Consider the following 21,291-nt stretch of genomic DNA (forward strand, 5'->3'; position numbering starts at 1 on the left):
GGCGTGAGGAACGCCGGACGCAGTGCAGTTTCACGATAAATGTCGCACGGACAGGCCGGGCTCCGGGCTTGGCCTTTTCGTTACGACGCGTAGACTCACCACCCGTGATTCAGCTTGAGCAAGTGACGAAGACGTACCCGAAGGCGTCCCGGCCGTCGCTCGACAGCGTGTCGGTCTCGATCGAGAAGGGTGAGTTCGTCTTCTTCATCGGTCCCTCCGGTTCCGGCAAGTCGACAATCATCAAGCTGCTGCTGCACGAGGTGACGCCCAACAAGGGCCGGGTGATGGTCAACAACAAGGACGTCACCTCGATGCGTTCCTGGAAGATCCCGAACTTCCGGCGCTCGATCGGCTGCGTCTTCCAGGACTTCCGGCTGCTGCCCAACCGCACCGCGTACGAGAACGTCGCGTTCGCCCTCGAAGTCATCGGCAAGACCAAGGCGGTCGCCCGCCGGGTCGTGCCCGAGGTGCTGGAACTGGTCGGGCTCGGTGGCAAGGAGCACCGCTACCCGCACGAACTCTCCGGCGGTGAGCAGCAGCGCGTGGCGGTGGCCCGGGCGTTCGTCAACCGGCCGCTGATCCTGCTGGCCGACGAGCCCACCGGAAACCTCGACCCGGACACCTCGATCGAGATCATGCGTCTGCTGGACCGGATCAACCGCACCGGTACCACGGTCGTGATGGTCACCCACGACTCCAACATCGTCAACCAGATGCGCCGTCGCGTCATCGAGATCGAGAGTGGTCGCATCGTGCGTGACCAGGCCCGGGGCGTCTACGGCTGACCGTGTCCCCGTCGGCCCCGGCCGGACCTGCCCCCGGTCCGGCCCGACACCGGCCCTGATTCGACGACGAACGACTCCTGCGGAGATCCGGAAGGAACCCCCCGATGCGCTTGAAATACGTCCTGTCCGAGGTGTTGGTCGGGCTGTGGCGCAACGTGACCATGACCATCGCGATGATCATCACGATGGCGGTCTCACTGACCATGCTCGGCGCGAGCGGCCTGATGTACCTCCAGGTCGACGCCATGAAAGACGCGTACTACAAGGACATCGAGGTATCGATCTTCCTCGTCGCGGGCGTGACCGAGGAACAGCGCACCCAGTTGCAGACCGACCTGGAGGGCGACCCGCTCGTCCGGGAGGTCAAGTACGAGTCCAAGCAGGAGGCGTACGAGCGGTTCCAGAAGCTCTTCGCCGACTCGCCCGACCTCGTCAAGGCGGTGCAGGCGGACAAGCTCCCCGAGTCGTTCCGGGTCAATCTGGTCGACCCGGAGCAGTACCAGAAGATCTTCGACACCTACAAGGGTCGCGAGGGCATCGACGACATCATCGACCAGCGTCGCCTGCTCGAACAGATCTTCAACATCCTCGGCGCGGTCCAGAACATGGCCCTGGTGTCGGCCTCGGTGATGGCGATCGCCGCGCTGCTGCTGGTCGCGAACACGATCCAGGTGGCCGCCTACAGCAAGCGCCGCGAGGTCGCGGTGATGAAGCTGGTCGGTGCCTCGAACTGGTTCATCCAGGCGCCGTTCGTGCTGGAGGCGGTGGTGGCCGGCCTGCTCGGCGCGATCATCGGCTTCGGTGCGCTGGTGCTGGGCAAGATCTTCCTGCTGGACGGTTCGCTGCGGGACCTCACCGACCTGCTCACTCCGATCGAGTGGAGCACGGTGCTGCTGATGTTCCCGTTCATGGCCGGGGTCGGTGGTCTGGTCAGCGCCGTCACCGCCTGGGTGACGCTCCGGTTCTACCTGAGGGTCTAGCTTCCTCCCGCCGCTGACGCGGCTTCCGATCGACCGCAGGGCCTCCGGTGCGCGTGGAAAAGCGTGAGCCGGAGGCCCTGTGTCGCGAGGTAGCATTGCGCGGTTGTCCACAGGTACGACGAGGAGAGGGGTGTGGCGCCGATGCCACGGGAGAAGGGGCGGAAGGTCGTCGCCTCCAACCGCAAGGCGCGGCACGACTACGCCATCCTCGACACCTACGAGGCGGGCATGGCGCTGACCGGTACCGAGGTCAAGTCGCTGCGCGCCGGACGGGCGTCCCTGGTCGACGCCTTCGCCCAGGAGCGGGACGGCGAGATCTACCTACACGGGATGCACATCCCGGAGTACGCCCAGGGGACGTGGACCAACCACGAACCCCGGCGTACCCGCAAACTGCTGCTCAACCGCCAGGAGATCAGCCGACTGATCGGCAAGTTGAAGGAGAGCGGCCTGACCCTGGTGCCGCTGTCGGTGTACTTCTCGGACGGCTGGGCCAAGGTCGAGATCGGCCTGGCCAAGGGCAAGAAGTCGTACGACAAGCGGCAGGACCTGGCCAAGCGGGACGCCGATCGGGAGATCGCCAAGGTGGCCGGCCGGCGCGGCAAGGGCATGGGCTGACGTCCGGCCCCGGTCCTCCGGTGATTGCCCCGACGTCCCGTCCGGCCGGGAACGGTCCCACCCGGCCCGGAACGGCCTGTGACGCACGTTACCGCCGGCTGTCCGGCTCCGCCGGTGTGGCGGGCCGGTATCCGGAATGAAGTCGGCGGGCCGAGGCGTTAGGCTTGGGGTGGCCGCCGACAGGCGGTGCGGAAACTCTCTCGGTTCGTGTCCACGAGCCGGGAGGACACAGGGGGTGACTGGTTTCGACTTCGTACGTTAAGGCAGGGGAAGCGAGCCGAGGAAGCCGACGTCGTCTCGAGAATCGGTCGTCGGAAACCAATAAGCGCCAAGAGCAATCGCGCTGACTTCGCTCTCGCCGCCTGAGGCGAGTAGCAAGTCTGTCGGCCTGGGAGTGCCTTCGACCCAGCTAGCCGGCATCAGCTAGGAGGCTGGCCAACCGGACCCGGTCGCGGGGTCCGTGCGGCGAGATTAATCAGCGACTGGGCCCGTCACACCGACTCGCTCGCGTGATCGGAGGGGCCGAGTAGAGGCACAGCGAGCTGCGCTCGGAGAAGCCCTGGCAAGGCGACGAAGGACCCGGGTTCGATTCCCGGCACCTCCACGACGTCGATGGCTGCGCCCCGGTCCACCACGGACCGGGGCGCAGTCGCCTTTCCGGCTTCGCCGGTCCCGCCAGGGTGGTCGGCGGTGCTGCTGGGGTGGCTGAGGCCGCTGGGGCCAGTGGGGCAGATGAGCCGCACCGCAAGGCTCGACAGCGGTACGCGGCTGGCAGCACCATCGTGGATACATCCGGTAGGTGCCGCTCCGCGGGAGGTGGTTATGCCGACCAACCCGAACCAGCACCAGCTATCGATCCCCACGCCGCCCGCGTCGCCGTCACCGGAGACGCCGTCCGGGTCGGCCACGGTGCGGATGGTCAGACGTCGACGGGCGGCGTTGCGCAGCGAGATCCAGTTCCTGGAGCAGGCGCTCGCCGCACCGGCCCGGGATCCGGGCTGGCGACCCCGGGTCCGGTCCAGCCTCGGTGGACTGCGGGGCGCCTTCGCCGAGCACATGGTGGTCACCGAGGGGCCGGACGGGCTCTACGCCGAACTGCTGGACCACGCGCCCCGGCTGGCCCGGGGCGTACACGTGCTGATCCGGGAACATGTCGCGGTGGTCGCCACGATGGCTGCCCTGCAACGTCGGGTCGACCTGCCGGAGATCGGTGTGAGCGAGCTGCGGAACCGGGCCACCGATCTGCTCCGGGAACTGTCCCGGCACCGGCAGCGCGGCGCGGACCTGGTCTACGAGGCGTACCAGACGGACATCGGCGGGGAGACCTGACGGGGTACCCGGCGGGTTGTCCCGACCCGGGCTAGAAGTGCTCAGGGCAGGTCGATCGGCAGCTTGATGCCGTCGAGGCTGTGCGGGCACGGGCAGTCGCGGTCGGTGGAGAGCCGGCCGACGGCGTCGAGCAGTACCTCGCGTAGCCGCGCGGTGTTCTCGCCGAAGACCCGGAACACCTCCTCCTGGGTCACCGCGTGCCCGCCCTCCACGCCCGCGTCGAGGTCGGTGACCAGCGCCACGGCGGTGTAGCAGAGCGCCAGCTCGCGGGCGAGTACCGCCTCCGGATGACCGGTCATGTTGATGATCGCGCCACCGATCGCGGAGTACCAGCGGGACTCGGCCCGGGTGGAGAACCTCGGCCCCTCCACCACCACCATCGTGCCGCCGTCGTGCGCCTCGATGCCGTGCGCGGCCGTGGCGGCCAGCACCGTACCCCGGCCGCGCGGGCAGTACGGGTCGGCGAACGAGACGTGCACCGCGCCCTTGTCGTAGTAGGTCTGGGCCCGGCCACTGGTCCGGTCGACGAGCTGGTCCGGGACGACGAACGTGCCGGGGCCGAGTTCCGGCCGCAGCCCGCCGACCGCGCAGGGGGCGAGGATCTGGCGTACGCCGATCGACCGCAACGCCCACAGGTTCGCCCGGTACGGAATCAGGTGTGGCGGAAAGCGGTGGTCGCGCCCGTGCCGGGGCAGGAACGCGACCGCACGTCCGGCCACCCGCGCGACGGTGATCGGATCGGACGGCGGTCCGTACGGCGTCTCGACCTGGTGCTCGGTAGCGTCCTCCAGCAGCGCGTAGAGGCCGGATCCGCCGATCACCGCGAGTTCCGCCTGCGGACCCATCGTCCCCCGCCTCTCCCGTTCCGGTCTCGTCCGGCTCGCCAGATTGTCGTGAAAGCGCTCTGTGGACTAGCCCTACAGACCTTAACCAGCGCCAGTGCCGCAAGCTATGGTGCGTGGCATGGCGTTTACTGCGCGCAGGATCACCATCGATCCTGCGGATCCGGCGAGGCCGGTGAAGTACCGGGTCGTGGCGACCGACGACGAGACGCGGCGGCGGCCCGGGGAGTGGTCTCTGGTCCTCGGGCCGGCCGAGTAACGGGTGGCTGGCGTGTTCGGCGAGGGGCAGGCGATCGGGGGACGGTCAATGGAGTCGATGACCGGTCAACTACTGGTCGCGACCCCTGCGCTCAAGGACCCGAACTTCGACCGGACCGTGGTGCTGCTGGTCGCCCACGAGGCGGGCGGCGCACTCGGGGTGGTGCTCAACCGCGCCACCGAGGTACCGGTCTCCGAGGTACTCGGTGCCTGGGGCGGACTCGCCCGGGACCCGGCGGTGCTCTTCGAGGGCGGCCCGGTGCAGCCGGAGTCGGCGATCTGCCTGGCCCGGATGCGTACCCCGACCCAGCGGGTCAAGGGCATCCACCAGGTCACCGGCGCGGTCGGCACGGTGGATCTGTCGGTGGACCCGGACCGGCTCCGGGACGCGGTCACCGGCATCCGGGTCTTCGCCGGATACTCGGGCTGGTCGCCAGGGCAGGTGGAGGAGGAGGTCGCCCGGGGATCCTGGTTCGTCCTGGACGCGCTGCCCGGTGACGCGTTCATGGAGCGCCCCGACGATCTGTGGCCGATGGTGTTGCGCCGGCAGGGCGGGATCATGGCGGCGGTGGCGCACTTCCCACCGGACGTACTGCTGAACTGACCCGGGGCGGTACGACGGCCCCTCGGATGACCGGGGCCGTGCGGGTGTGTACTATTGCGCGGGTGCCCGGGAGATCGGGCAGGCAGTAAAGCAAGGGGCCGTGGCGCAGCTGGTAGCGCACCACACTGGCAGTGTGGGGGTCAGGGGTTCGAGTCCCCTCGGCTCCACCCTGAGCGTTACTGAGACCGAAGCCCTGGTCAGGAGCGAGCCTCCTGACCAGGGCTTCGGCTATTTTCGTAGTGGTGCGGCCGTACGTGCCACATCAAGTTGTGATCTTGGCCTGCGTTCAGTCGATCAGGCGTCTAATGCTTTGACCACGAGCATCCGTGGTCTTGCGCGACGCGTCGCGGGCGTTTGCCCGGGCGGCGTAGACCCGCTTCGTCCCAACCGGACTAGGACTCAGCGGGCGGGATCCATCGGTTCGACGAGTTTGATCGACACGGTCGCGTATGTGATCAAGGCGACGGGTCGAGGTGCGGGAATGGTAGAACGATCTACCATATATGCTCCCAAAACTTGTCAATTGGGAGACCGCATCAAGGTATGAGATCCAGCGATCGCCGTTGCAGGTTGATCGAACCCGGCCGGAATCCAGCAGGCGCTCAGCATGGCTGTTGGCGCGGAGCGGAACGCGAGCGCGACAACACCTGGCTGACCTTCGCACCGCGCACGGTACAGGGGCAGAGGTACGGCGGTAGAGAGCACCGCAACCGTCGTGATTTAAGGCGGCTACGGTTGACGGGGGTCTGTGCGCGATGCCTTGGCAGCCGATCCGCGCGCCTCCTCGATGGGGTATCGGATAGCGGAGTCTGTCAGCTTGTCGTGTGCTGCCTGTATCAGGTCGACCCCGAGAACGTCTGCGAGCCGGGTCAGGTAGATCATCACGTCGCCGATCTCCGCGCGGACGCCTTCAGCGGCGGAAGTGTCCATGACGACCACGGACTCCTCGGGTGTGAGCCACTGCAGTTCGGCCAGGAGTTCACCAACCTCCCCGGCCAAGGCCATTGCGAGGTTCTTGGGGGTATGAAACTGCTGCCAGTCCCGGCCCTCCGCGAATGCCCGTAACCGCGCGGCCAAGTCTTCGTAAGACATGGGCTCGCCCTTCCTTCCGTGGTCGACTCCAGCCGCAACGGTACGGGCCCGCCGGTCGCGACGACGGACCCGGCGAGCCCCGGTGGCTATGTCGCTGGTTGGGCGGGGTTGACGATCCGCTTGAGTAACGCCTGAGTTGCGGGGTCGGTGGAGTACAAGACGACGCTGCTCATGGCACGGGTGAGGAGCACGCGGTACTGGTTCCTGATCCGAACTTCTTCGGTGGGATCCTGTCGGCACAGCTGGACCAGCTTCTTGTAGTGGGAAGCCTCTATCTGGACGGTCAGACGCTGAACTGGGTCACTCCAAACCAGGTCAGGACCGATGATGACCCCACAGCGGTCGAACTCGAAGCCCTGAGCGGTGAAGACCGAGCCAACCTGATCTGCCCCATTGGAGTTGTGGGCCCATGCGGAGTCCTTGGGAAAGTTGTCAATGGAATTGCGGAGATTCCAGCGCTTCCGCCAACCGTTGATTTCGATGTCGTGGGGGATTTCGGCGATCGCCTTGGGGGACTTGGGCCAGGGCAGCCACTTCCAGCAGAAGCCGGCCATGAGCCGTGCGCTGCGGGCGGACGGGTCGCCGAGGACCAACTCCTCCAGGTCTTCGGGGGAGTTCGCGACCTGCACCGTGAACGCCTCCTCGTCTTGCCAGGCCGTGGGGGTGCCGTCGAGGAGGGCGTCGACCCAGGCTTCGTAGGTCTGCGAGCCACCGCTGCGGTGCTGCTCCTGTAGCTCCAGTACCTCAAATGAGGCGCCTGTGCGGTTGGCGATCTCGCGGGCGTGCTCGATGGTGGCGAAGTCGCGGTAGGTCGATGCCTGGTCCTCGTCGATGAAGAGCACCAGCACCCTTGCTGACTTCTTTAGCTCGAACAGTTGGGTGATGTTGTTGACTTCCAGGTGCCGCTGGACTTCGGGGCGATTGTTGTGTACCTCCCGGACGGTGTACCGCTCCAGACGATGGGCTTCATCGACGACGAGTAGGTCGAGAGGCTGCACCCATCGGGTTTTGTCCCAGTAGGTGCGGGCTGAGGTGATGAGCTTGTTGGCCTGGCCGACGCCGAATGTCTTTCTGAAGTTGGTCGACCGCTTGAGCGCTTGCACCAGCGAGGACGAATTTGTGGCGTAGCTGATCTGCCGGCCCGCGTGCGCGTTGGCGCCGAGCAGGTGCAACGCGATCCATGTCTTGCCCGTACCGGGGCCGCCCTTCACCACGATCACTGCGTGGCTGCGATCGGCGGTGACGTTCAGGGCATCGGAGACGGCATTTTGAATGGTCGCGAAGACGCCGTGCTGCTCGTCGGTGAGCGGGTACTGGCTCCGGTCGCTGAAGATTTGGGCGGCGGCTTCGAGGACGGCAGGTCCCTGGGCGTAGCGCGCCTCCAGTAGGCGATCCTTGGCATCCCGGCCGTCACCGGATGCGTCGAATAGCTTCTGGAGCAACTGCAGGAACCGGTTTCGTCCTTCGCCATCACCGCTGAAGGTGCCCCTTCCCTCCTCGTCGCCGGCCGTGCGTAGCGTACTGATGGGTCCCGCATTAGCGTTGTGTAGGTAGGCCGCCGCTTCGATGCGAACCCCGGCCTCGTCGTGCATTCCTTCCGTAAAGTTGCGGACAAACCAGGCGTAATCGCGGGCTTGGCGGTAGGGATGGCGCAAACCTCCGGTTCCCTCGTACCGTGATCCGGTACCGGTGACACGCTCGTGCACAGCGTCCCAGGCCGCAGCCTGCCACTGTTTGAGTTCCACGACCAGATAGGTGAGCCGACCATCACTTCCGATCCCCATGACGACCGCGTCGGCACGACCTGACCCTGCCTGAAACGGGTTGTACTCCACGGCTATCCACGATCGCTGGAGCCCTGCCGCCTCCAGAAGATCCGCCAACGCAGGTAGGCTGCGTGCCCACGACCCGGACTCGCCCTTAGAGTCCCAGCGGTCCGGCAGCGCGGATCCCCGCAGGTTGCGGACGAGACGCTCGATCGTCTGCGGCCGGGTGGCTCCGATGAACTCCGCAATGGGCGCTACGTAACGTGCCTGCCGCACGGACCCTCCTATGTGGTGCCTGCTGAAGCCTGGCGCCTAAGGTACTAAATCTCTCTGACACATCGCCGTAGGTTGAGCAGCGAGGGGCCTTGGAGCGCCTGGAGCCGGCCGGCGCCAGCCGGACGAGGCCCGGTCGGGAAGCGTGGGAGAGTCGCGGAAGACACTTGTGCTCATTTGGAGGGCCCGGCTTTGCTGGCCGGCTCCACCGTGGAGGTGCCGCCGGCAGTGTGGGGGTCAGGGGTTTCGGTTCCTCAGCTGACCGGCTCTGTATCGCAATCCGTCGCGGGTTGGCTGGTTCGGTAGCCGACTGTGACTGATCGACGTGGTCGCGCTGCCAAGCTCAGGTAGGGCTTCCGCCGAAGGGATGTACGAACCCTAGGGTTAGGGTGTCTAGCGTGATAAATCGGTCACGTGAACCGGGAGGTTCGGATCGGCACGGATGCCAGGCGATCGTTTGCGCTTGTTCACGCCACCTCGCACAATTCTGGCTGTCTTGACACGCGGCGTCGTCGCCACCGCAGTTCGGTCTGCTCCGCTGGAAAACGGCAATTGACGGGCGGCGACCTCGGCTTGGAACAGAATGCCGCCGAGCCGCCGCCGCTCGACGGATACCTCGGGGAACCGATGTTGTCCGGTACCCGCGGCCGTCGCTGCGGCTGCCGCCGACTCCGAGCCGTGCCGCCACTTCTGCCTGCCTAAATGCGATGCCGCGCGGATGATCCGGGCCGGCAGAGATGTCGCTCACGGGTTCTCCTCGGTCGGCGGGGACTGTTCCGCCGGGTAGGGGGTCACGTCCACTGGAGTGGTGTACGACTTGCCCGTGATAGGCGTGTTGCGTAGATAGGAGACGGCCACCGCGCGATCCTTCGAGACGGCTAAATTCAACAACGAAGGAGACAACGCGATGGCCGCATCTGAGAGTGTGAACCCTGTTGACCTGCTACGCGAGCAGGTGGAGTCCGCGTCACCGGACGTGTTGCGGACGATGGTCCAGACGTTCGCGCAGGCGTTGATGTCCGCCGAGGCGGACGCGGTCTGCGGCGCACCGTACGGGCAGCGCAGCGATGAGCGGGTCAATTCCCGGAACGGCTACCGAACCCGGGAGTGGGACATTCGCGGCGACACCATCGACTTCGCCGTGCCGAAACTGCGTACCGGCTCGTATTTCCTGGATTGGTTACTGACCCACCGACGGCGCGCCGAGCAGGCCCTGGTGTCGGTGGTCGCGACGTCGTATCTGCTCGGGGTATCGACCCGGCGGGTGGAGAAGCTTGTCGAGCAACTCGGGGTCCGGCAGCTGTCGAAGTCGCAGGTCTCGGAGATGGCGGCGCATCTGGACGCGCAGGTCGAAGCGTTCCGGAACCGGCCCCTCGACGCAGGGCCCTACGCATTCGTGTGGATGGACGCGTTGACGATGAAGGTCCGCGAGGCCGGCCGGACGGTCAACGTCCACGCCCTGATCGCCGTCGGAGTCAACGCCGACGGCCAGCGTGAGGTCCTCGGGCTGGACGTGGCCTCGGACGAGGACGGGGCCGGTTGGTTGGCGTTCCTTCGATCGTTGACCGCCCGCGGCCTGTCCGGGGTTACCCTCGTCATCTCCGACGCCCACCGTGGTCTCGTCGCCGCGATCGGCGCTGCCCTGCCCGGCGTCGCCTGGCAGCGATGCCGCTCCCACTACCTGCGGAACCTGCTCACGAAGGTCCCCAAGACCGCGCAGCCGTGGATCGCCACCCTCGTGCGGACGGTCTTTCGACCAGCCCGACGCCGACGCCGTCCGGGCCCAGTTCGACCGGGTCGTGATCACCATCGAGGCGAAGTTCCCCGCCGCCGCTGAACACCTCGCCACCGCCCGCGACGACCTCCTCGCCTTCACCGGATTCCCGCGTGAGATCTGGCGTCAGATCTGGTCCAACAACCCGCAAGAGAGGCTGAACAAGGAGGTCCGCCGCCGCACCGACGTCGTCGGGATCTTCCCGAACCGGCCAGCGATCATCCGCCTCGTCGGCGCCGTCCTGGCCGAACAGACCGACGAATGGACCGAAGGCCGCCGATACATGGGACTGGAACTACTGGCCAAAGCCCGGCACACCATCCTCCAACCCGACCAACACGGCACCACCGAGCCTGACCCGACCCCGATCGCCGCATAACATCAAACCGGATCCCGCGAAGGCCGTCTCCTACACCACCAGCGCGGACGTGACCGGTAGGGGTCGGGAGAATCGACGGCCGGATGCCGAACGAAGAACCCACACGAGCGCCTCCGCCGGCTGCTCGACGCGGCCGATGGGTACGTCGAGGATCCAGCTGGACGGGTTTACCAGGCGCTGCCCGAGATGGGCCACGGACGAAGCTCAGACGGTCGCGTCGGTCGGATCGCCCGGTCCGGCGAAGATGAGCCGTAGCGACCGGCGCGGTCTAGCGGTGACAACGACGTGGTCCAGCTCTGTCCAGGCGACGGACTCGGCGACAGCCCCCGGACCAGTGTGCTCCGGTGCCGTCCAGCACCAGCGTGAAGTCCTTGAGCAGCGTCGCCTGCCGACGGACGTACCTCCCGACGAACATCATCGGCGCAGCGACGCAGATCCCTCGGCCAGCCAAGAGAAACAGACCGGTGGCGAATCGTTGGTCGTCCCCGGATGTTCCACCGGATGCCGAGCAGCACGACGGCGACGATTGCCACGACGGTCGAGCCGCCCAGCAGGACACCGCCCGCGGACTCCATACCTTGGCCGAGAGCCGAGCGGAACGCTCCACCGGCAGGACGAGTCTTAATCGGCGGGCGAGCATTGGGCGTTGAATCCATCCGCGATCTCCGATCAACCTCGATGACACGAGACGAGGCACCGCTGGATGGTCGAAAGGTGGACCCATGCTAATGACCGGCAAGCCCGTCCGGGGCCCGTCACCGATCCGGTGTCCGTCGCCCTGGACCGGCGTTCAGGATCTCGTTCCGGATCGCCCGCCGAACTTGTCGTCCACGGTGGACAGGGGCGCGTGGAGGACGGCTGGTGCGGCCTTCCCGGCCTTCCGTCGGATGGCACGCCGGCCGGTCGACCTTCCGTGCTGAGGCGCGCGGCTTCGCCCGGTGGGATCGGATTCCCGGACGCTCGGCCGCCGGCCGTCACGAATCGCCGGTCCGTTCGGTCGTTGTAGGTGACAGGGCGTCTGTCGGCGCCACGAACACGTGAGCAAGGGAATCCTGATGAAGATCGTCGTCATCGGCGGTAGCGGACTTATCGGCTCCAAGGTCGTGAACCTACTCGGCGCGCAGGGCCACGAGGTGCTGGCGGCGTCGCCGAAGAGCGGGGTGAACGCGGTGACCGGCGAAGGACTGGCCGAGGCCCTCGATGGCGCCTCGGTCGTGGTCGACGTGTCGAACTCGCCCTCCTTCGACCCGGGCGCCGCGAAGCAGTTCTTCGAGACCTCCGCCGGTAACCTGGCGGCGGCCGAGGGCGCGGCCGGCGTGGGCCACCACGTGGCGCTGTCGGTCGTCGGGGCGGACCGGATGCCGAACGTCGGGTACATGCAGGCGAAGGTGGCCCAGGAGGCGATGATCACGGCGTCGCCGATCCCGTACTCGATCGTGCGGGCCACGCAGTTCTTCGAGTTCCTCGACGCCATCGCCGCCACCTCGACCGACGGCGACACCGTACGCCTGGGACCGGTGCTCTTCCAGCCGATCGCCGCCGACGATGTGGCGGCCACGGTGGCGGACGTCGCACTCGGCGCCCCGGTCGGCGGCATCGTCGAGGTGGCCGGCCCCGACCGGTTCCGTCTCGACGAGGTGATCCGGTCGGTGCTGCGCGGGGAGCAGGACCCGCGGCAGGTGGTGACCGACCCGGCAGCCGGGTACTACGGTGCCGCCGTGGCGGAGGACGCGCTGGTGCCGCTCGGTGCCGCCCGGACCGGTCAGATCCGGCTGGCCGATCGGCGGACGCTGGACGGGGCGGGGCAGTAGTCGCCGACCCGCCCTGTCGACCGTCCGACCTCCGGCCGGCCCGCCGCGCGAGATACGACGGTGCCAAGGTCTACCTGGACGCGGTGCCGGTCGGAGGCCAGGGTCGCCGCCGGACCGGGAACGTCGGCCGGACACGCGTGGCTCTGCGTACGACGTTCGGGGCGCTGCCGAACGTCCCGGAGAGGCGGCGCCGGTACCTCGGCGTCGCCCAACCGCCCGATGAGACCGTCTACGCGGCGACGACCGAGAGGAGGCGCAGTTTCTCGTAGCTTTCGCTGCCGGGGGTGGCGGTGAATACCTGCAACGACTGGGACTGGTCGGGATCGAGCAGCACCTGACAGTGCAGTTCGAGAAGTCCGAGCTGCGGATGGTCGATCCGTTTCTGGCCGCAGTACGCGGTCGGCACCGGATGCTCGCTCCAGAGCGCGGCGAACTCGGCGCTGCCGGCGAGCAGCGCGTCGACGATCTCCCCGGCCCGCGAGTCCCTCCCGTCCCTGGTGTACGCCCGATGCAGGTCTGCGGCGATCAGCCGGCTGTGCCGGGGATGGTCGTCCTCGGGGTGCACGCGTCGGGCGTCCGGATCGGTGAACCAGCGGTAGTGCAGGCTGCGGGCGAGGCCGGTGTAGCGGGTCTCGTCGCCGAGCAGGGCGGTGGCCAGCCGGGTCTGCCGCAACGTCTCGCCGAGGTCGCTCACCACCTGGGCGGTGGCGTCGCCGAGACCGTCGAAGATCCGCATCATGCCGGGGTTGATGTGGTCGGCGCGGCGTACCCGGTGCGGTGTCGGATATCCACCGAGCTGGAGCAGATGATCCCGTTCCTCCAGCGAGAGTCGCAGGCCACGGGCGATCGCGGCGAGCATCTGCTCGGACGGGCGGGGACCGCGCTGCTGTTCGATGCGGCTGTAGTAGTCGGTCGACATGTCACTCAGGGCGGCGACCTCCTCGCGGCGCAGCCCACCGGTACGCCGCCGCCGGTGTCCACGGGGCAGCCCGACGTCCTCCGGCTGCAACGCCTCGCGCCGGCTACGCAGGAACTCGGCGAGTCGTACCCGGTCCATGGTGCTTCCCTTCCTGGCTTCCCCCGGCGATCTCCCGGCCCGCCGACCTTGCGGCCCGGCGACCTCTCGGCATGGCACCCTTCCAGCGGTGACAACAACTGCCGGGTGATCGGTGTTTCCGCAGGCTGCTTCGAGGGTCGCGCGCAGGCCGGCGGGTAGCCAGGGATCGACGGGCCCCGGATATTCGCCGCGTCCGGGGCGGCCGAGTCAGCCAGGGATCGGTCGTACCTGGTTGCGCCGTTCGGGCCAACCAAGACTCGGGTCCATGACAGCGAATCCGAGCAGCAGCACCCCAGGCCACTGGATCAACGGCGAGGTGGTTCCCGCCGGATCCGACGAGACCATTCCGGTGGTGAATCCGGCGAACGGCGAGATCGTGGCGACCGTTCCGGCCGGTACCGCCGAGGACGTGGACCGGGCGGTCGCCGCCGCCCGTACCGCCTTCGCCGGTTGGGCCGCGACCCCGCCGGCCGAGCGGGCCGCCGTCGTGCGGCGGATCGGCGCGGGCCTGGGCGCCCGGGGCGAGGAGATCGCGGTGGCGATCACCGCCGAGATGGGCTCTCCGATCGGCATGTCCCGGACCGCACAGGTCAACTTTCCGGTCGCCGTCGCGGAGTCCTTCGCCGCACTGGCCGCCGACTTCGCCTGGACCGAGGAGGTCGGAAACTCCCTGCTCGTACGCGAGCCGGTCGGCGTCGTCGGCGCGATCACGCCGTGGAACTTCCCGTTGCAGCAGATCGTGTCGAAGCTGGCGCCCGCGCTGGTCGCCGGCAACACGATGGTCTTCAAGCCCTCCGAGGCCGCCCCGCTGACCGCGCGGATCCTCGCCGAGGTGACCGCCGAGGCGGGCCTGCCGGCCGGGGTCTTCAACGTCGTCTACGGCACGGGACCGGTGGTCGGCGAGGCGATCTCCGCCCACCGGGACATCGACATGATCTCGTTCACCGGGTCCACCCGGGCCGGCCGGCGGATCGGCGCGGTCGCGGCCGAGACGGTCAAGCGGGTGACCCTCGAACTCGGTGGCAAGGGCGCCAACGTGATCCTCGACGGCGCCGACCTGGGCACGGCGGTCCGGGCCGGGGTGACGATGGCGTTCGCCAACGGCGGCCAGGTCTGCGGCGCGTGGCCCCGGATGCTCGTACCGGCGTCGCGGCACGACGAGATCGTGGCGCTGGCGATCGCCGCCGCTCGGGAGTACACCGTGGGCGAGCCGACCGACGAGGCGACCCGGATCGGTCCGATGGCCTCCGAGGCGCACCGGGAGAAGGTCGACGGCTACATCCAACGTGGCATCGCCGACGGCGCGACACTGGTCTTCGGTGGCCCCGGCCGACCGGACGGGCTGGAGAAGGGCGCCTACGTCCGACCGACGATCTTCACGAACGTCGACCCGTACTCGGCCATCGCCCAGGAGGAGATCTTCGGGCCGGTCCTGACCGTCATCCCGTACGCGGACGAGGACGAGGCGGTCGAGATCGCCAACAGCACCACGTACGGCCTCACCAGCGGTGTCTTCGGCGAACCGGAGCAGGCGACGGCGGTGGCCCGGCGGCTGCGGGTGGGGCAGGTCGACGTCAACGGCGGGCACTGGAACCCGTTCGCCCCGTTCGGCGGCTACAAGCAGTCCGGCAACGGTCGGGAGTTCGGCCGCGCCGGTCTGGAGGAGTTCCTGGAGACCAAGTCAATCCAGTGCTGACCACGGGGCGCGTCCCGGAAACCGCCGGTAGGGCGAGATTCCGGGACGCGTCCGGCCGGAGACCCGCGACCGGGTGCTCACTTCCGAGCGACCGAGCGACCGAGTGATCGAGTGACCGAGTGATCGAGCGGGCGGGCGATCGAGTGACCGAGTGATCGAGCGGGCGGGCGGCCGAGCGGCCGAGCGGCCGGGCCGCACTGGCGGGAGGCGACCGCGAAGGGGGCGGCGGCTTTGCGCCACCGGCGCTGCTCAGGGTGGCGGCCACAGCGCGTACGTGCCCGGTCATCGACGGGGTGGCCGCGCCGCCGGGCCGGACGCGCCGGGGCCGGTGCCGAGGGGAAGGACGCACCGGGTGGCCTGTACGGCGACGCCGGTGATGGCGGCGGTGGTCAGCACACACATCTCGGGGGCGATCCCGAGCATCAGCATCGTCAGGGCGAGCCCGTAGGTCCCGCCGAGGAGCAGGACCACGGCCACTATGGCGTGCGCGCACCGGACTGCGGGGGCGAGATGCGGCAGGCGAACCAGGGATTTCACGGTACTCGTGCCCTTTCAGCATGAGCCGCCCGGCTCAGGGCGAGCACGGGGCGGAGGTTCGGGTTCAGCGTGTTGTCGACGATCTCCGCGACGACCCCTGCCTCAGGCCGGAGGTTCGCTACCACACCTGGTTGAGGACGCGGTTGTTCGTCCACAGGGCGCTTTGTTATCCACAGAACCGCCGTCGCGGCGTTGTCGCCCGGCGGCCGGACGTGCAGTGTCGACGGGGTGCAGCGCCGTCACCCCTCGTCGCGTCAGCCGAACAGCTGCGCCCGCCTCAGCACGGCCACCTCCGTCGCCGACAGACCGGGCGGCGGTGTCCGGGCTGCGGGCGATCGAGCAGGTCTTCCGGGCAGATCTCGCGCCCACCGGCGATGCGGCAGTGGTCGGGGCGGTCGACCTGGCGACGCCGATCGCGCCGGCCGGTCGGCCGATGGTGCCGGCCGGTCACCGAAGAGGCTGGTTGCGACGAGGATCGCGGCGACCACGGCGCCCAGTGTCGCGGTGGTGCCCGGCATTGCGCCGGACCCGAGCCAGATACCGAGGGCGATTGTGGGCGGCAGCGTCACGTCGCTCCGCAGGGCCAGCCAGGTCGGCAGTTTCGACGGCGCGAGAACCTGCCCACCGATGCGCCATGTCCACGACAGCTTGAACGACATTCGACATTTGAATTCACCTTCATCTTCATCGTGCGGCTCGCCTCGGATGTCGGCGGCGTATCCCCTGGGGTTGAGATGACCATCCGGATTCGACGGGTCGGTGAGGTCCACATGATCCGAAGGTTCCGGTGGGAGGGGGGCCTCCGTCACTTGACTGCCCTTCTTCCGAGAGTCACGGACAAGTCCTCCTCGACTGGTCCGACGGGCCACTGTGTGTGTCTGCCGCATCACGGAACATACATCTGGAGGGGTGCTGACTGCATCAATGGCTCAGGTCCGGCGCGTCGACCGGATGAAGCCGGCAAACTGGGCATACACCGATGTATCCTGACTGGACAGTCTTATGGCGCTGGGCCACGCAAAATGGCCGGTAGAATGCGCGTGAACGCGAATGATGCTCCGAATGAGTGCGAAATGAGACGCTCGCCGAAGCTTTCTTGAGTATGAACTTCTCCGGCGTGTCAAATTCTGGGGCGGCAGTCGCACAAACTGTCCGTCGTTCCGTACCGTCGACAGTGAGAGTCGGGTTGACGACAGCCTTGTCTGAGCGACAGAGATTAGCTTCCTGCGGACCATCGCAGCTAATGCTGCGGCTAGAGCGACAAACACGCTCACCGCTTCTGCGGCGACTTCCGCGTTGGAGCGGTCAGCCGACAACTCCAGGTACCGGAAGGGAACATCGTGATCGAACCGGGAATTGTGCCCCGCGGCCGGAGACATCCCTGGCGCGCAGGATCACAGCCCGGAAGCGATGCGAAGGACCGCTCGCATGACTGATGACCGCGCCGACGCCTCCATCCAGGCGACCCCAGTACCCGAGATCCCCGCCAGCCGCGACCGATCCGCCGATCCGCCGGACGACACGGTCACCGTCCGGGACGGCAAGGAGCGGGGTGGCCCCGATCCGGCGACCGACGCCGGTCGTGGTCTGGTGCGGATGACCTTCAACCTCACCCCACGTGCCGCCGACGCCCTCGACTCCTCGTGCGCGAAGACCAAGGACACCAAGACCGACACGATCAACCGCGCTCTGGTGGTCTACAACGTCGTACTCGACCTTATCGAGCAGGGGGGTGGGAAGCTCACCCTCCAGCACCCGGACGGCCAGACCGCCACCGTCCACCTACTCTGACCTGGGTCGGGCGAGGTGGCCGGCCGGCGGACGCCCCGGGACGTGCCCTCGACCGGCCGCAGGGCTGCGCGGCCGGCGGGGGTCCATCGTGTTGCGGGGGTAGTTAGTTGTCTTTATAGTTCGACAACAATTGATGGCTTGCTGACCTGACGGGCTGGTGGGCCGCCGCCGATCGAGCGAACCGGAGGCACCGTGAGGCGTACCCGTAGATTGCTCCTACTGGTCGGGCTCGCCACCGTGGTCGCAGCGGTGCCGGTGGCGGTGGTCGCCCAGGCGGCGACGACCCCGACGGCCTCGTTCGCCAAGGTCTCCGAATGGAGTTCGGGCTGGGAGGGCCGCTACACCATCACCAACGGGGGCAGCACCGCGATCACCTCCTGGCGGGTGGAGTTCGACCTGCCGGCCGGCACCACCCTCGGCTCCTACTGGAACGCGACGCTTACCAGCAGCGGCCAGCGGCACACCTTCGGCAACCTGTCCTGGAACGGCCGGATCGCCCCCGGTGCCTCGGTGACCTTCGGCTTCATCGGCAGCGGATCCGGTGCCCCGAACGGCTGCCGGCTCAACGGCCAGCCCTGCACCGGCGGCACCGCGCCCACCCCGACCCCGACGGTCAGCCCGACCGGCGTCCCGCCGACGGTTCCGCCGGGCGGGCGTACTCCGGTGGCGGCGAACGGGCAGCTCCGGGTCTGCGGCCGGCAGCTCTGCAACGCCGCTGGCAAGGCGATCCAGTTGCGCGGGATGAGCACGCACGGCCTTCAGTGGTACGCGAGCTGCGCCACCCCGGCCTCGCTGGACGTACTCGCCCGGGAGTGGCAGGCCGACGTGCTGCGGATCTCGATGTACATCCAGGAGGGCGGCTACGAGACCGACCCGCGCCGCTTCACCGACCTGGTGCACAACTACATCGAGCTGGCCACCGCCCGGGGCATGTACGCCATCGTGGACTGGCACATGCTGACCCCCGGCGACCCGAACCACAACCTGGAGCGGGCGCGTACGTTCTTCGCCGAGATCGCGGACCGGCACCGGGCCAAGAACAACGTGATCTACGAGATCGCCAACGAGCCGAACGGGGTGGCCTGGAGCGCCGTCAAGAGCTACGCGGACCAGATCATCCCGGTCATCCGTACCCGGGACTCCGACGCCGTGGTGCTGGTCGGCACCCCCGACTGGTCGTCGCTCGGCGCCTCCGGCAGCGGCGGCGGAGCCGACGTGATCGCCGCCAACCCGGTCAACGCGACAAACGTCATGTACGTCTTCCACTTCTACGCCGCCTTGCACGACGACTACTACCTGAACACCGTGAGCGCGGCGGCGGACCGGCTGCCGCTCTTCGTCACCGAGTTCGGCACCCAGGACTACTCCGGCGACGGGCCGAACAACTTCACGATGGCCCAGCGCTACCTGGACCTCTTCGCCAGTCGGAAGATCAGTTGGGTGAACTGGAACTTCTCCGACGACTTCCGCTCCGGCGCGGTCTTCACCACCGGTACCTGTGCGGCCGGCGCGTTCGGCGGCACCGCGCGGTTGAAGGAGGCGGGGGTCTGGATCCGGGACCGGATCCGCACCCCGGACGACTTCTAGCAGCCCTGACCGTCCCGCCCGCGCCCGCCCGGAATCCGGCGGCACGGGCGGGACGCCTCACGCCTCCCGGCGAGAGCCGCTGGGGCTTCCCGGCCGGAGCTGTCGCAGCTTCCCAGCGGGAGCTGTCGGGACTTGCCGGCGGAAGCCGCCGGGACCTGTCGGCGGAAGCTGCCGGGACCTGTCGGCGGAAGCTGCCGGGGCTTCCCTGGCGTGAACTGCTGGGGCCGTCCGCGCGGGAGCCGGCGGGCTTCCAGGCGAGGGCTCAAGCTTCCCGTCGGCACGACGACCGGGCGGGTCAGATCAGCAGCAGGGTCTTGCCGATCGCGGTGCGGTTCTCGATCGCGGCGTGCGCGTCGGCGGCCCGTTCCAGCGGGAACGTCTGACCGACCAGTGGCGTGATCCGGCCCGCCGCCACCTCGGCCAACGCCTGTCGCAGATAGGCGTGGAACTGGTCCGGGCCGAACTGCACCGCCTCGATACCGGTCACGGTGATTCCGCGAGCCCGGGCCAACTCCGGGTCGACGCTGCCGAACGCGCCCGCCGGGGTGCCGTGGGCCGAGTACCTGCCGCCGCGTTCGACCAGCTCGAAGGCGGCGGGTCCGTATTCGCCGCCGGCACCGTCGAGCACCACGTCGAGCCCGCCGGTCGCCTCGCGTACCCGGTCGGTCCAGTTCGGCGCGGAGTAGTCGACAAGTACGTCGGCGCCGAGCCGGCCGACCCGGTCGAGCTTGGCCTCGCCCCGGGCGGCGGCAACCACGACGGCCCCGGCCGTCCGGGCGAGCTGGACCAGGATCGCGCCGAGGCCGCCGCCGGCCGCGGTCACCAGTACCCGGTCGCCTGCGGCGAGCTTGACGATCTCGGCCAGCGCCAGCGCGGTGACGCCGTCGTGCAGTACGGCGGCGGCGTCCCGCAGCTCGACGTCGTCGGGTACCGCCACCAGGCCGTCGGCCGGCACGACGGCGCGTTCGACGTATCCGCCCGCCGGGCCGCTGCGGCTGACCACCCGCTTGCCGATCCAGTGTGGATGGACGGTCGGGCCGACCGCCGCGACGGTGCCGGCGACGCCGACTCCGGGCCGGTACGGCGGCTGCACCGGGAACACCACCCCGCCACGGCCGGCGCGCACCATCGTCTCCAGCCAGAGTGTGTCGGCCACCTCCACGTCGACCACGACCTCGCCGGGCCCGGGAGCCGGATCCGGCGCGTCGATCGGTACCAGCACCTCGGGTCCACCGAACCGGGCCACCTCGATGGCGCGCATCCTGCCCACCCCCGCATCGTTCTCGTCGAATCGGGGTGCGGGATCGCGCACGCCCGTACCGCCAAGCGTGCGACCTCAGCCGTGCTTGAGGTCAATGAGCACGTTCGAGATCGTGTGGCCCGTCACCACCTCGCCCGGGTTGCTGACGGACCACGGCCCTCCCGAGGCATACTTCCGGCAGCGAGCCGAGGGGGGCAGCAGTGCCGAGAAGCCACGACTACGAGCTGACCCTCACCTGGACCGGTGCCGGCGACGCGGGCACGGTCAACTACCGCGACTACGGCCGGGACCACCGGATCGAGGCCGACGGGCCGCCCGTGCTGCTCGGCTCCGCCGACCCGACGTTCCGGGGCGACCCGGCCCGGTGGAACCCGGAGCAGTTGCTGCTGGCCGCGCTCGTCCAGTGCCACATGCTGTCGTACCTCAGCCTCTGCGCACGGGGCCGGGTGGTGGTCACCGGGTACCTCGACGAGGCGGTCGGCACGATGGTCGAGAGCGGGGACGGCGGGGGCGCCTTCACCGAGGTCGTACTCCGGCCCCGGGTGACCGTGGCCACGCCGGAGATGGCCGACCGGGCCGCCGAGCTGCACGAGAAGGCGCACCAACTCTGCTTCATCGCCAGCTCGGTCAACTTCCCGGTACGCCACGAACCGGTCATCGTGGTCGCGAACGCCGACGCCTGACCGCCGACGCACGCCCGCCGCTCGGCTGTGGGCGTCGGACCCGGCCGGGTCGAGCCCGGGGCGCCGCCGCCCTCGACAGGGTAGGGACCCAGCGCTCGCCCCTGGCGCGTCCGGCCGAAACACCCGGTGTGCGCCACTTTCCGGGTCAGGCCGGGACCCGAGCGCCGG

Annotated in this window: 18 protein-coding genes, 1 tRNA gene, 1 other RNA gene and 1 pseudogene; 14 read left to right on the forward strand and 7 right to left on the reverse strand. The window is 68.6% G+C overall.

Annotation, left to right across the window (positions count from 1 at the left end; translation table 11 throughout):
* Positions 1–104: 104 nt before the first annotated feature.
* The 5 genes from ftsE (at position 105) to Pen02_RS05090 (ending at position 3,712) form a co-directional block, all read left to right on the forward strand.
* Entirely contained in the window at positions 105–785 is a 681-nt protein-coding gene (gene ftsE / locus Pen02_RS05070) for a cell division ATP-binding protein FtsE (protein ID WP_101369892.1), read from the forward strand.
* A gap of 104 nt (positions 786–889) precedes the next feature.
* On the forward strand, positions 890–1,765 hold the full coding sequence (gene ftsX, locus Pen02_RS05075; RefSeq protein ID WP_203864694.1) for a permease-like cell division protein FtsX: 876 nt from the start codon (positions 890–892) through the stop codon (positions 1,763–1,765).
* A 141-nt stretch (positions 1,766–1,906) separates the two neighbouring features.
* Entirely contained in the window at positions 1,907–2,383 is a 477-nt protein-coding gene (gene smpB / locus Pen02_RS05080; protein ID WP_101369894.1) for an SsrA-binding protein SmpB, read from the forward strand.
* A 231-nt stretch (positions 2,384–2,614) separates the two neighbouring features.
* Positions 2,615–2,990: a transfer-messenger RNA gene (gene ssrA / locus Pen02_RS05085) on the forward strand.
* Positions 2,991–3,298: 308 nt separating this feature from the next.
* Positions 3,299–3,712: a hemerythrin domain-containing protein gene (locus Pen02_RS05090; RefSeq protein ID WP_203864695.1), complete on the forward strand. Its 414-nt coding sequence runs from the start codon at positions 3,299–3,301 to the stop codon at positions 3,710–3,712.
* A gap of 41 nt (positions 3,713–3,753) precedes the next feature.
* Here Pen02_RS05090 and Pen02_RS05095 read toward each other — a convergent pair whose 3' ends face one another.
* Positions 3,754–4,557 carry an S-methyl-5'-thioadenosine phosphorylase gene (locus tag Pen02_RS05095; RefSeq protein WP_203864696.1) on the reverse strand — a complete coding sequence of 268 codons (804 nt, stop codon included), beginning with the start codon at positions 4,555–4,557 and terminating at the stop codon, positions 3,754–3,756.
* A gap of 118 nt (positions 4,558–4,675) precedes the next feature.
* Between Pen02_RS05095 and Pen02_RS05100 the strand changes: the two genes are divergently transcribed.
* The 3 genes from Pen02_RS05100 to Pen02_RS05110 all read left to right on the forward strand — a co-directional run bounded on the left by Pen02_RS05100 (position 4,676) and on the right by Pen02_RS05110 (position 5,583).
* Positions 4,676–4,813, forward strand: a complete 138-nt coding sequence (locus Pen02_RS05100; RefSeq protein ID WP_203864697.1) for a hypothetical protein — start codon at positions 4,676–4,678, stop codon at positions 4,811–4,813.
* Between the two features lie 12 nt (positions 4,814–4,825).
* Positions 4,826–5,416: a YqgE/AlgH family protein gene (locus tag Pen02_RS05105; protein ID WP_239140088.1), complete on the forward strand. Its 591-nt coding sequence runs from the start codon at positions 4,826–4,828 to the stop codon at positions 5,414–5,416.
* Between the two features lie 94 nt (positions 5,417–5,510).
* Positions 5,511–5,583 (forward strand) — tRNA-Ala (locus Pen02_RS05110).
* A gap of 562 nt (positions 5,584–6,145) precedes the next feature.
* On the opposite strand, the gene Pen02_RS05115 is transcribed toward Pen02_RS05110, so the two are convergent.
* Both Pen02_RS05115 and Pen02_RS05120 read right to left on the reverse strand, forming a co-directional pair.
* Positions 6,146–6,508: a nucleotide pyrophosphohydrolase gene (locus Pen02_RS05115; protein ID WP_203864698.1), complete on the reverse strand. Its 363-nt coding sequence runs from the start codon at positions 6,506–6,508 to the stop codon at positions 6,146–6,148.
* An 86-nt stretch (positions 6,509–6,594) separates the two neighbouring features.
* Positions 6,595–8,550, reverse strand: a complete 1,956-nt coding sequence (locus Pen02_RS05120) for a DNA/RNA helicase domain-containing protein (RefSeq protein ID WP_203864699.1) — start codon at positions 8,548–8,550, stop codon at positions 6,595–6,597.
* Positions 8,551–9,454: 904 nt separating this feature from the next.
* On the opposite strand from Pen02_RS05120, the pseudogene Pen02_RS05125 reads away from it, so the two are divergent.
* Positions 9,455–10,700 (forward strand): annotated as a pseudogene (locus tag Pen02_RS05125) (IS256 family transposase).
* Between the two features lie 1,055 nt (positions 10,701–11,755).
* Positions 11,756–12,511, forward strand: a complete 756-nt coding sequence (locus Pen02_RS05130) for an SDR family oxidoreductase (protein WP_203864700.1) — start codon at positions 11,756–11,758, stop codon at positions 12,509–12,511.
* Positions 12,512–12,740: 229 nt separating this feature from the next.
* Here Pen02_RS05130 and Pen02_RS05135 read toward each other — a convergent pair whose 3' ends face one another.
* Complete coding sequence (locus tag Pen02_RS05135; RefSeq protein WP_203864701.1) at positions 12,741–13,568, reverse strand: helix-turn-helix transcriptional regulator; 828 nt, start codon at positions 13,566–13,568, stop codon at positions 12,741–12,743.
* Positions 13,569–13,833: 265 nt separating this feature from the next.
* On the opposite strand from Pen02_RS05135, the gene Pen02_RS05140 reads away from it, so the two are divergent.
* Positions 13,834–15,264, forward strand: a complete 1,431-nt coding sequence (locus Pen02_RS05140) for an aldehyde dehydrogenase family protein (RefSeq protein WP_203864702.1) — start codon at positions 13,834–13,836, stop codon at positions 15,262–15,264.
* 282 nt (positions 15,265–15,546) lie between these two features.
* On the opposite strand, the gene Pen02_RS05145 is transcribed toward Pen02_RS05140, so the two are convergent.
* Both Pen02_RS05145 and Pen02_RS05150 read right to left on the reverse strand, forming a co-directional pair.
* Positions 15,547–15,801: a hypothetical protein gene (locus Pen02_RS05145; protein ID WP_203864703.1), complete on the reverse strand. Its 255-nt coding sequence runs from the start codon at positions 15,799–15,801 to the stop codon at positions 15,547–15,549.
* Positions 15,802–16,055: 254 nt separating this feature from the next.
* On the reverse strand, positions 16,056–16,571 hold the full coding sequence (locus Pen02_RS05150; RefSeq protein ID WP_203864704.1) for a hypothetical protein: 516 nt from the start codon (positions 16,569–16,571) through the stop codon (positions 16,056–16,058).
* A 658-nt stretch (positions 16,572–17,229) separates the two neighbouring features.
* On the opposite strand from Pen02_RS05150, the gene Pen02_RS05155 reads away from it, so the two are divergent.
* Both Pen02_RS05155 and Pen02_RS05160 read left to right on the forward strand, forming a co-directional pair.
* Positions 17,230–17,592 carry a hypothetical protein gene (locus tag Pen02_RS05155; RefSeq protein WP_203864705.1) on the forward strand — a complete coding sequence of 121 codons (363 nt, stop codon included), beginning with the start codon at positions 17,230–17,232 and terminating at the stop codon, positions 17,590–17,592.
* 192 nt (positions 17,593–17,784) lie between these two features.
* A complete protein-coding gene (locus Pen02_RS05160) occupies positions 17,785–19,179 on the forward strand; it encodes a cellulase family glycosylhydrolase (protein ID WP_203864706.1) in 1,395 nt (464 codons plus the stop codon).
* A gap of 295 nt (positions 19,180–19,474) precedes the next feature.
* Here Pen02_RS05160 and Pen02_RS05165 read toward each other — a convergent pair whose 3' ends face one another.
* A complete protein-coding gene (locus Pen02_RS05165; RefSeq protein WP_203864707.1) occupies positions 19,475–20,440 on the reverse strand; it encodes a zinc-binding dehydrogenase in 966 nt (321 codons plus the stop codon).
* Between the two features lie 200 nt (positions 20,441–20,640).
* Between Pen02_RS05165 and Pen02_RS05170 the strand changes: the two genes are divergently transcribed.
* Positions 20,641–21,123 carry an OsmC family protein gene (locus tag Pen02_RS05170; RefSeq protein WP_203864708.1) on the forward strand — a complete coding sequence of 161 codons (483 nt, stop codon included), beginning with the start codon at positions 20,641–20,643 and terminating at the stop codon, positions 21,121–21,123.
* Positions 21,124–21,291: the final 168 nt, after the last annotated feature.

This window comes from Plantactinospora endophytica, from assembly GCF_016862915.1.
In the GTDB taxonomy this organism is placed as follows: Bacteria; Actinomycetota; Actinomycetes; order Mycobacteriales; family Micromonosporaceae; genus Plantactinospora; species Plantactinospora endophytica.

Excerpts from the sequence above, each read along its gene's own strand:
- Pen02_RS05100 (WP_203864697.1), top strand. The coding sequence starts at position 4,676 with ATGGCGTTTACTGCGCGCAGGATCACCATCGATCCTGCGGATCCGGCG.
- Pen02_RS05090 (WP_203864695.1), top strand. The coding sequence starts at position 3,299 with ATGGTCAGACGTCGACGGGCGGCGTTGCGCAGCGAGATCCAGTTCCTG.
- smpB (WP_101369894.1), top strand. The coding sequence starts at position 1,907 with ATGCCACGGGAGAAGGGGCGGAAGGTCGTCGCCTCCAACCGCAAGGCG.
- Pen02_RS05130 (WP_203864700.1), top strand. The coding sequence starts at position 11,756 with ATGAAGATCGTCGTCATCGGCGGTAGCGGACTTATCGGCTCCAAGGTC.
- Pen02_RS05140 (WP_203864702.1), top strand. The coding sequence starts at position 13,834 with ATGACAGCGAATCCGAGCAGCAGCACCCCAGGCCACTGGATCAACGGC.
- Pen02_RS05095 (WP_203864696.1), bottom strand. The coding sequence starts at position 4,557 with ATGGGTCCGCAGGCGGAACTCGCGGTGATCGGCGGATCCGGCCTCTAC.
- ftsX (WP_203864694.1), top strand. The coding sequence starts at position 890 with ATGCGCTTGAAATACGTCCTGTCCGAGGTGTTGGTCGGGCTGTGGCGC.
- Pen02_RS05155 (WP_203864705.1), top strand. The coding sequence starts at position 17,230 with ATGACTGATGACCGCGCCGACGCCTCCATCCAGGCGACCCCAGTACCC.
- Pen02_RS05135 (WP_203864701.1), bottom strand. The coding sequence starts at position 13,568 with ATGGACCGGGTACGACTCGCCGAGTTCCTGCGTAGCCGGCGCGAGGCG.
- Pen02_RS05165 (WP_203864707.1), bottom strand. The coding sequence starts at position 20,440 with ATGCGCGCCATCGAGGTGGCCCGGTTCGGTGGACCCGAGGTGCTGGTA.
- Pen02_RS05115 (WP_203864698.1), bottom strand. The coding sequence starts at position 6,508 with ATGTCTTACGAAGACTTGGCCGCGCGGTTACGGGCATTCGCGGAGGGC.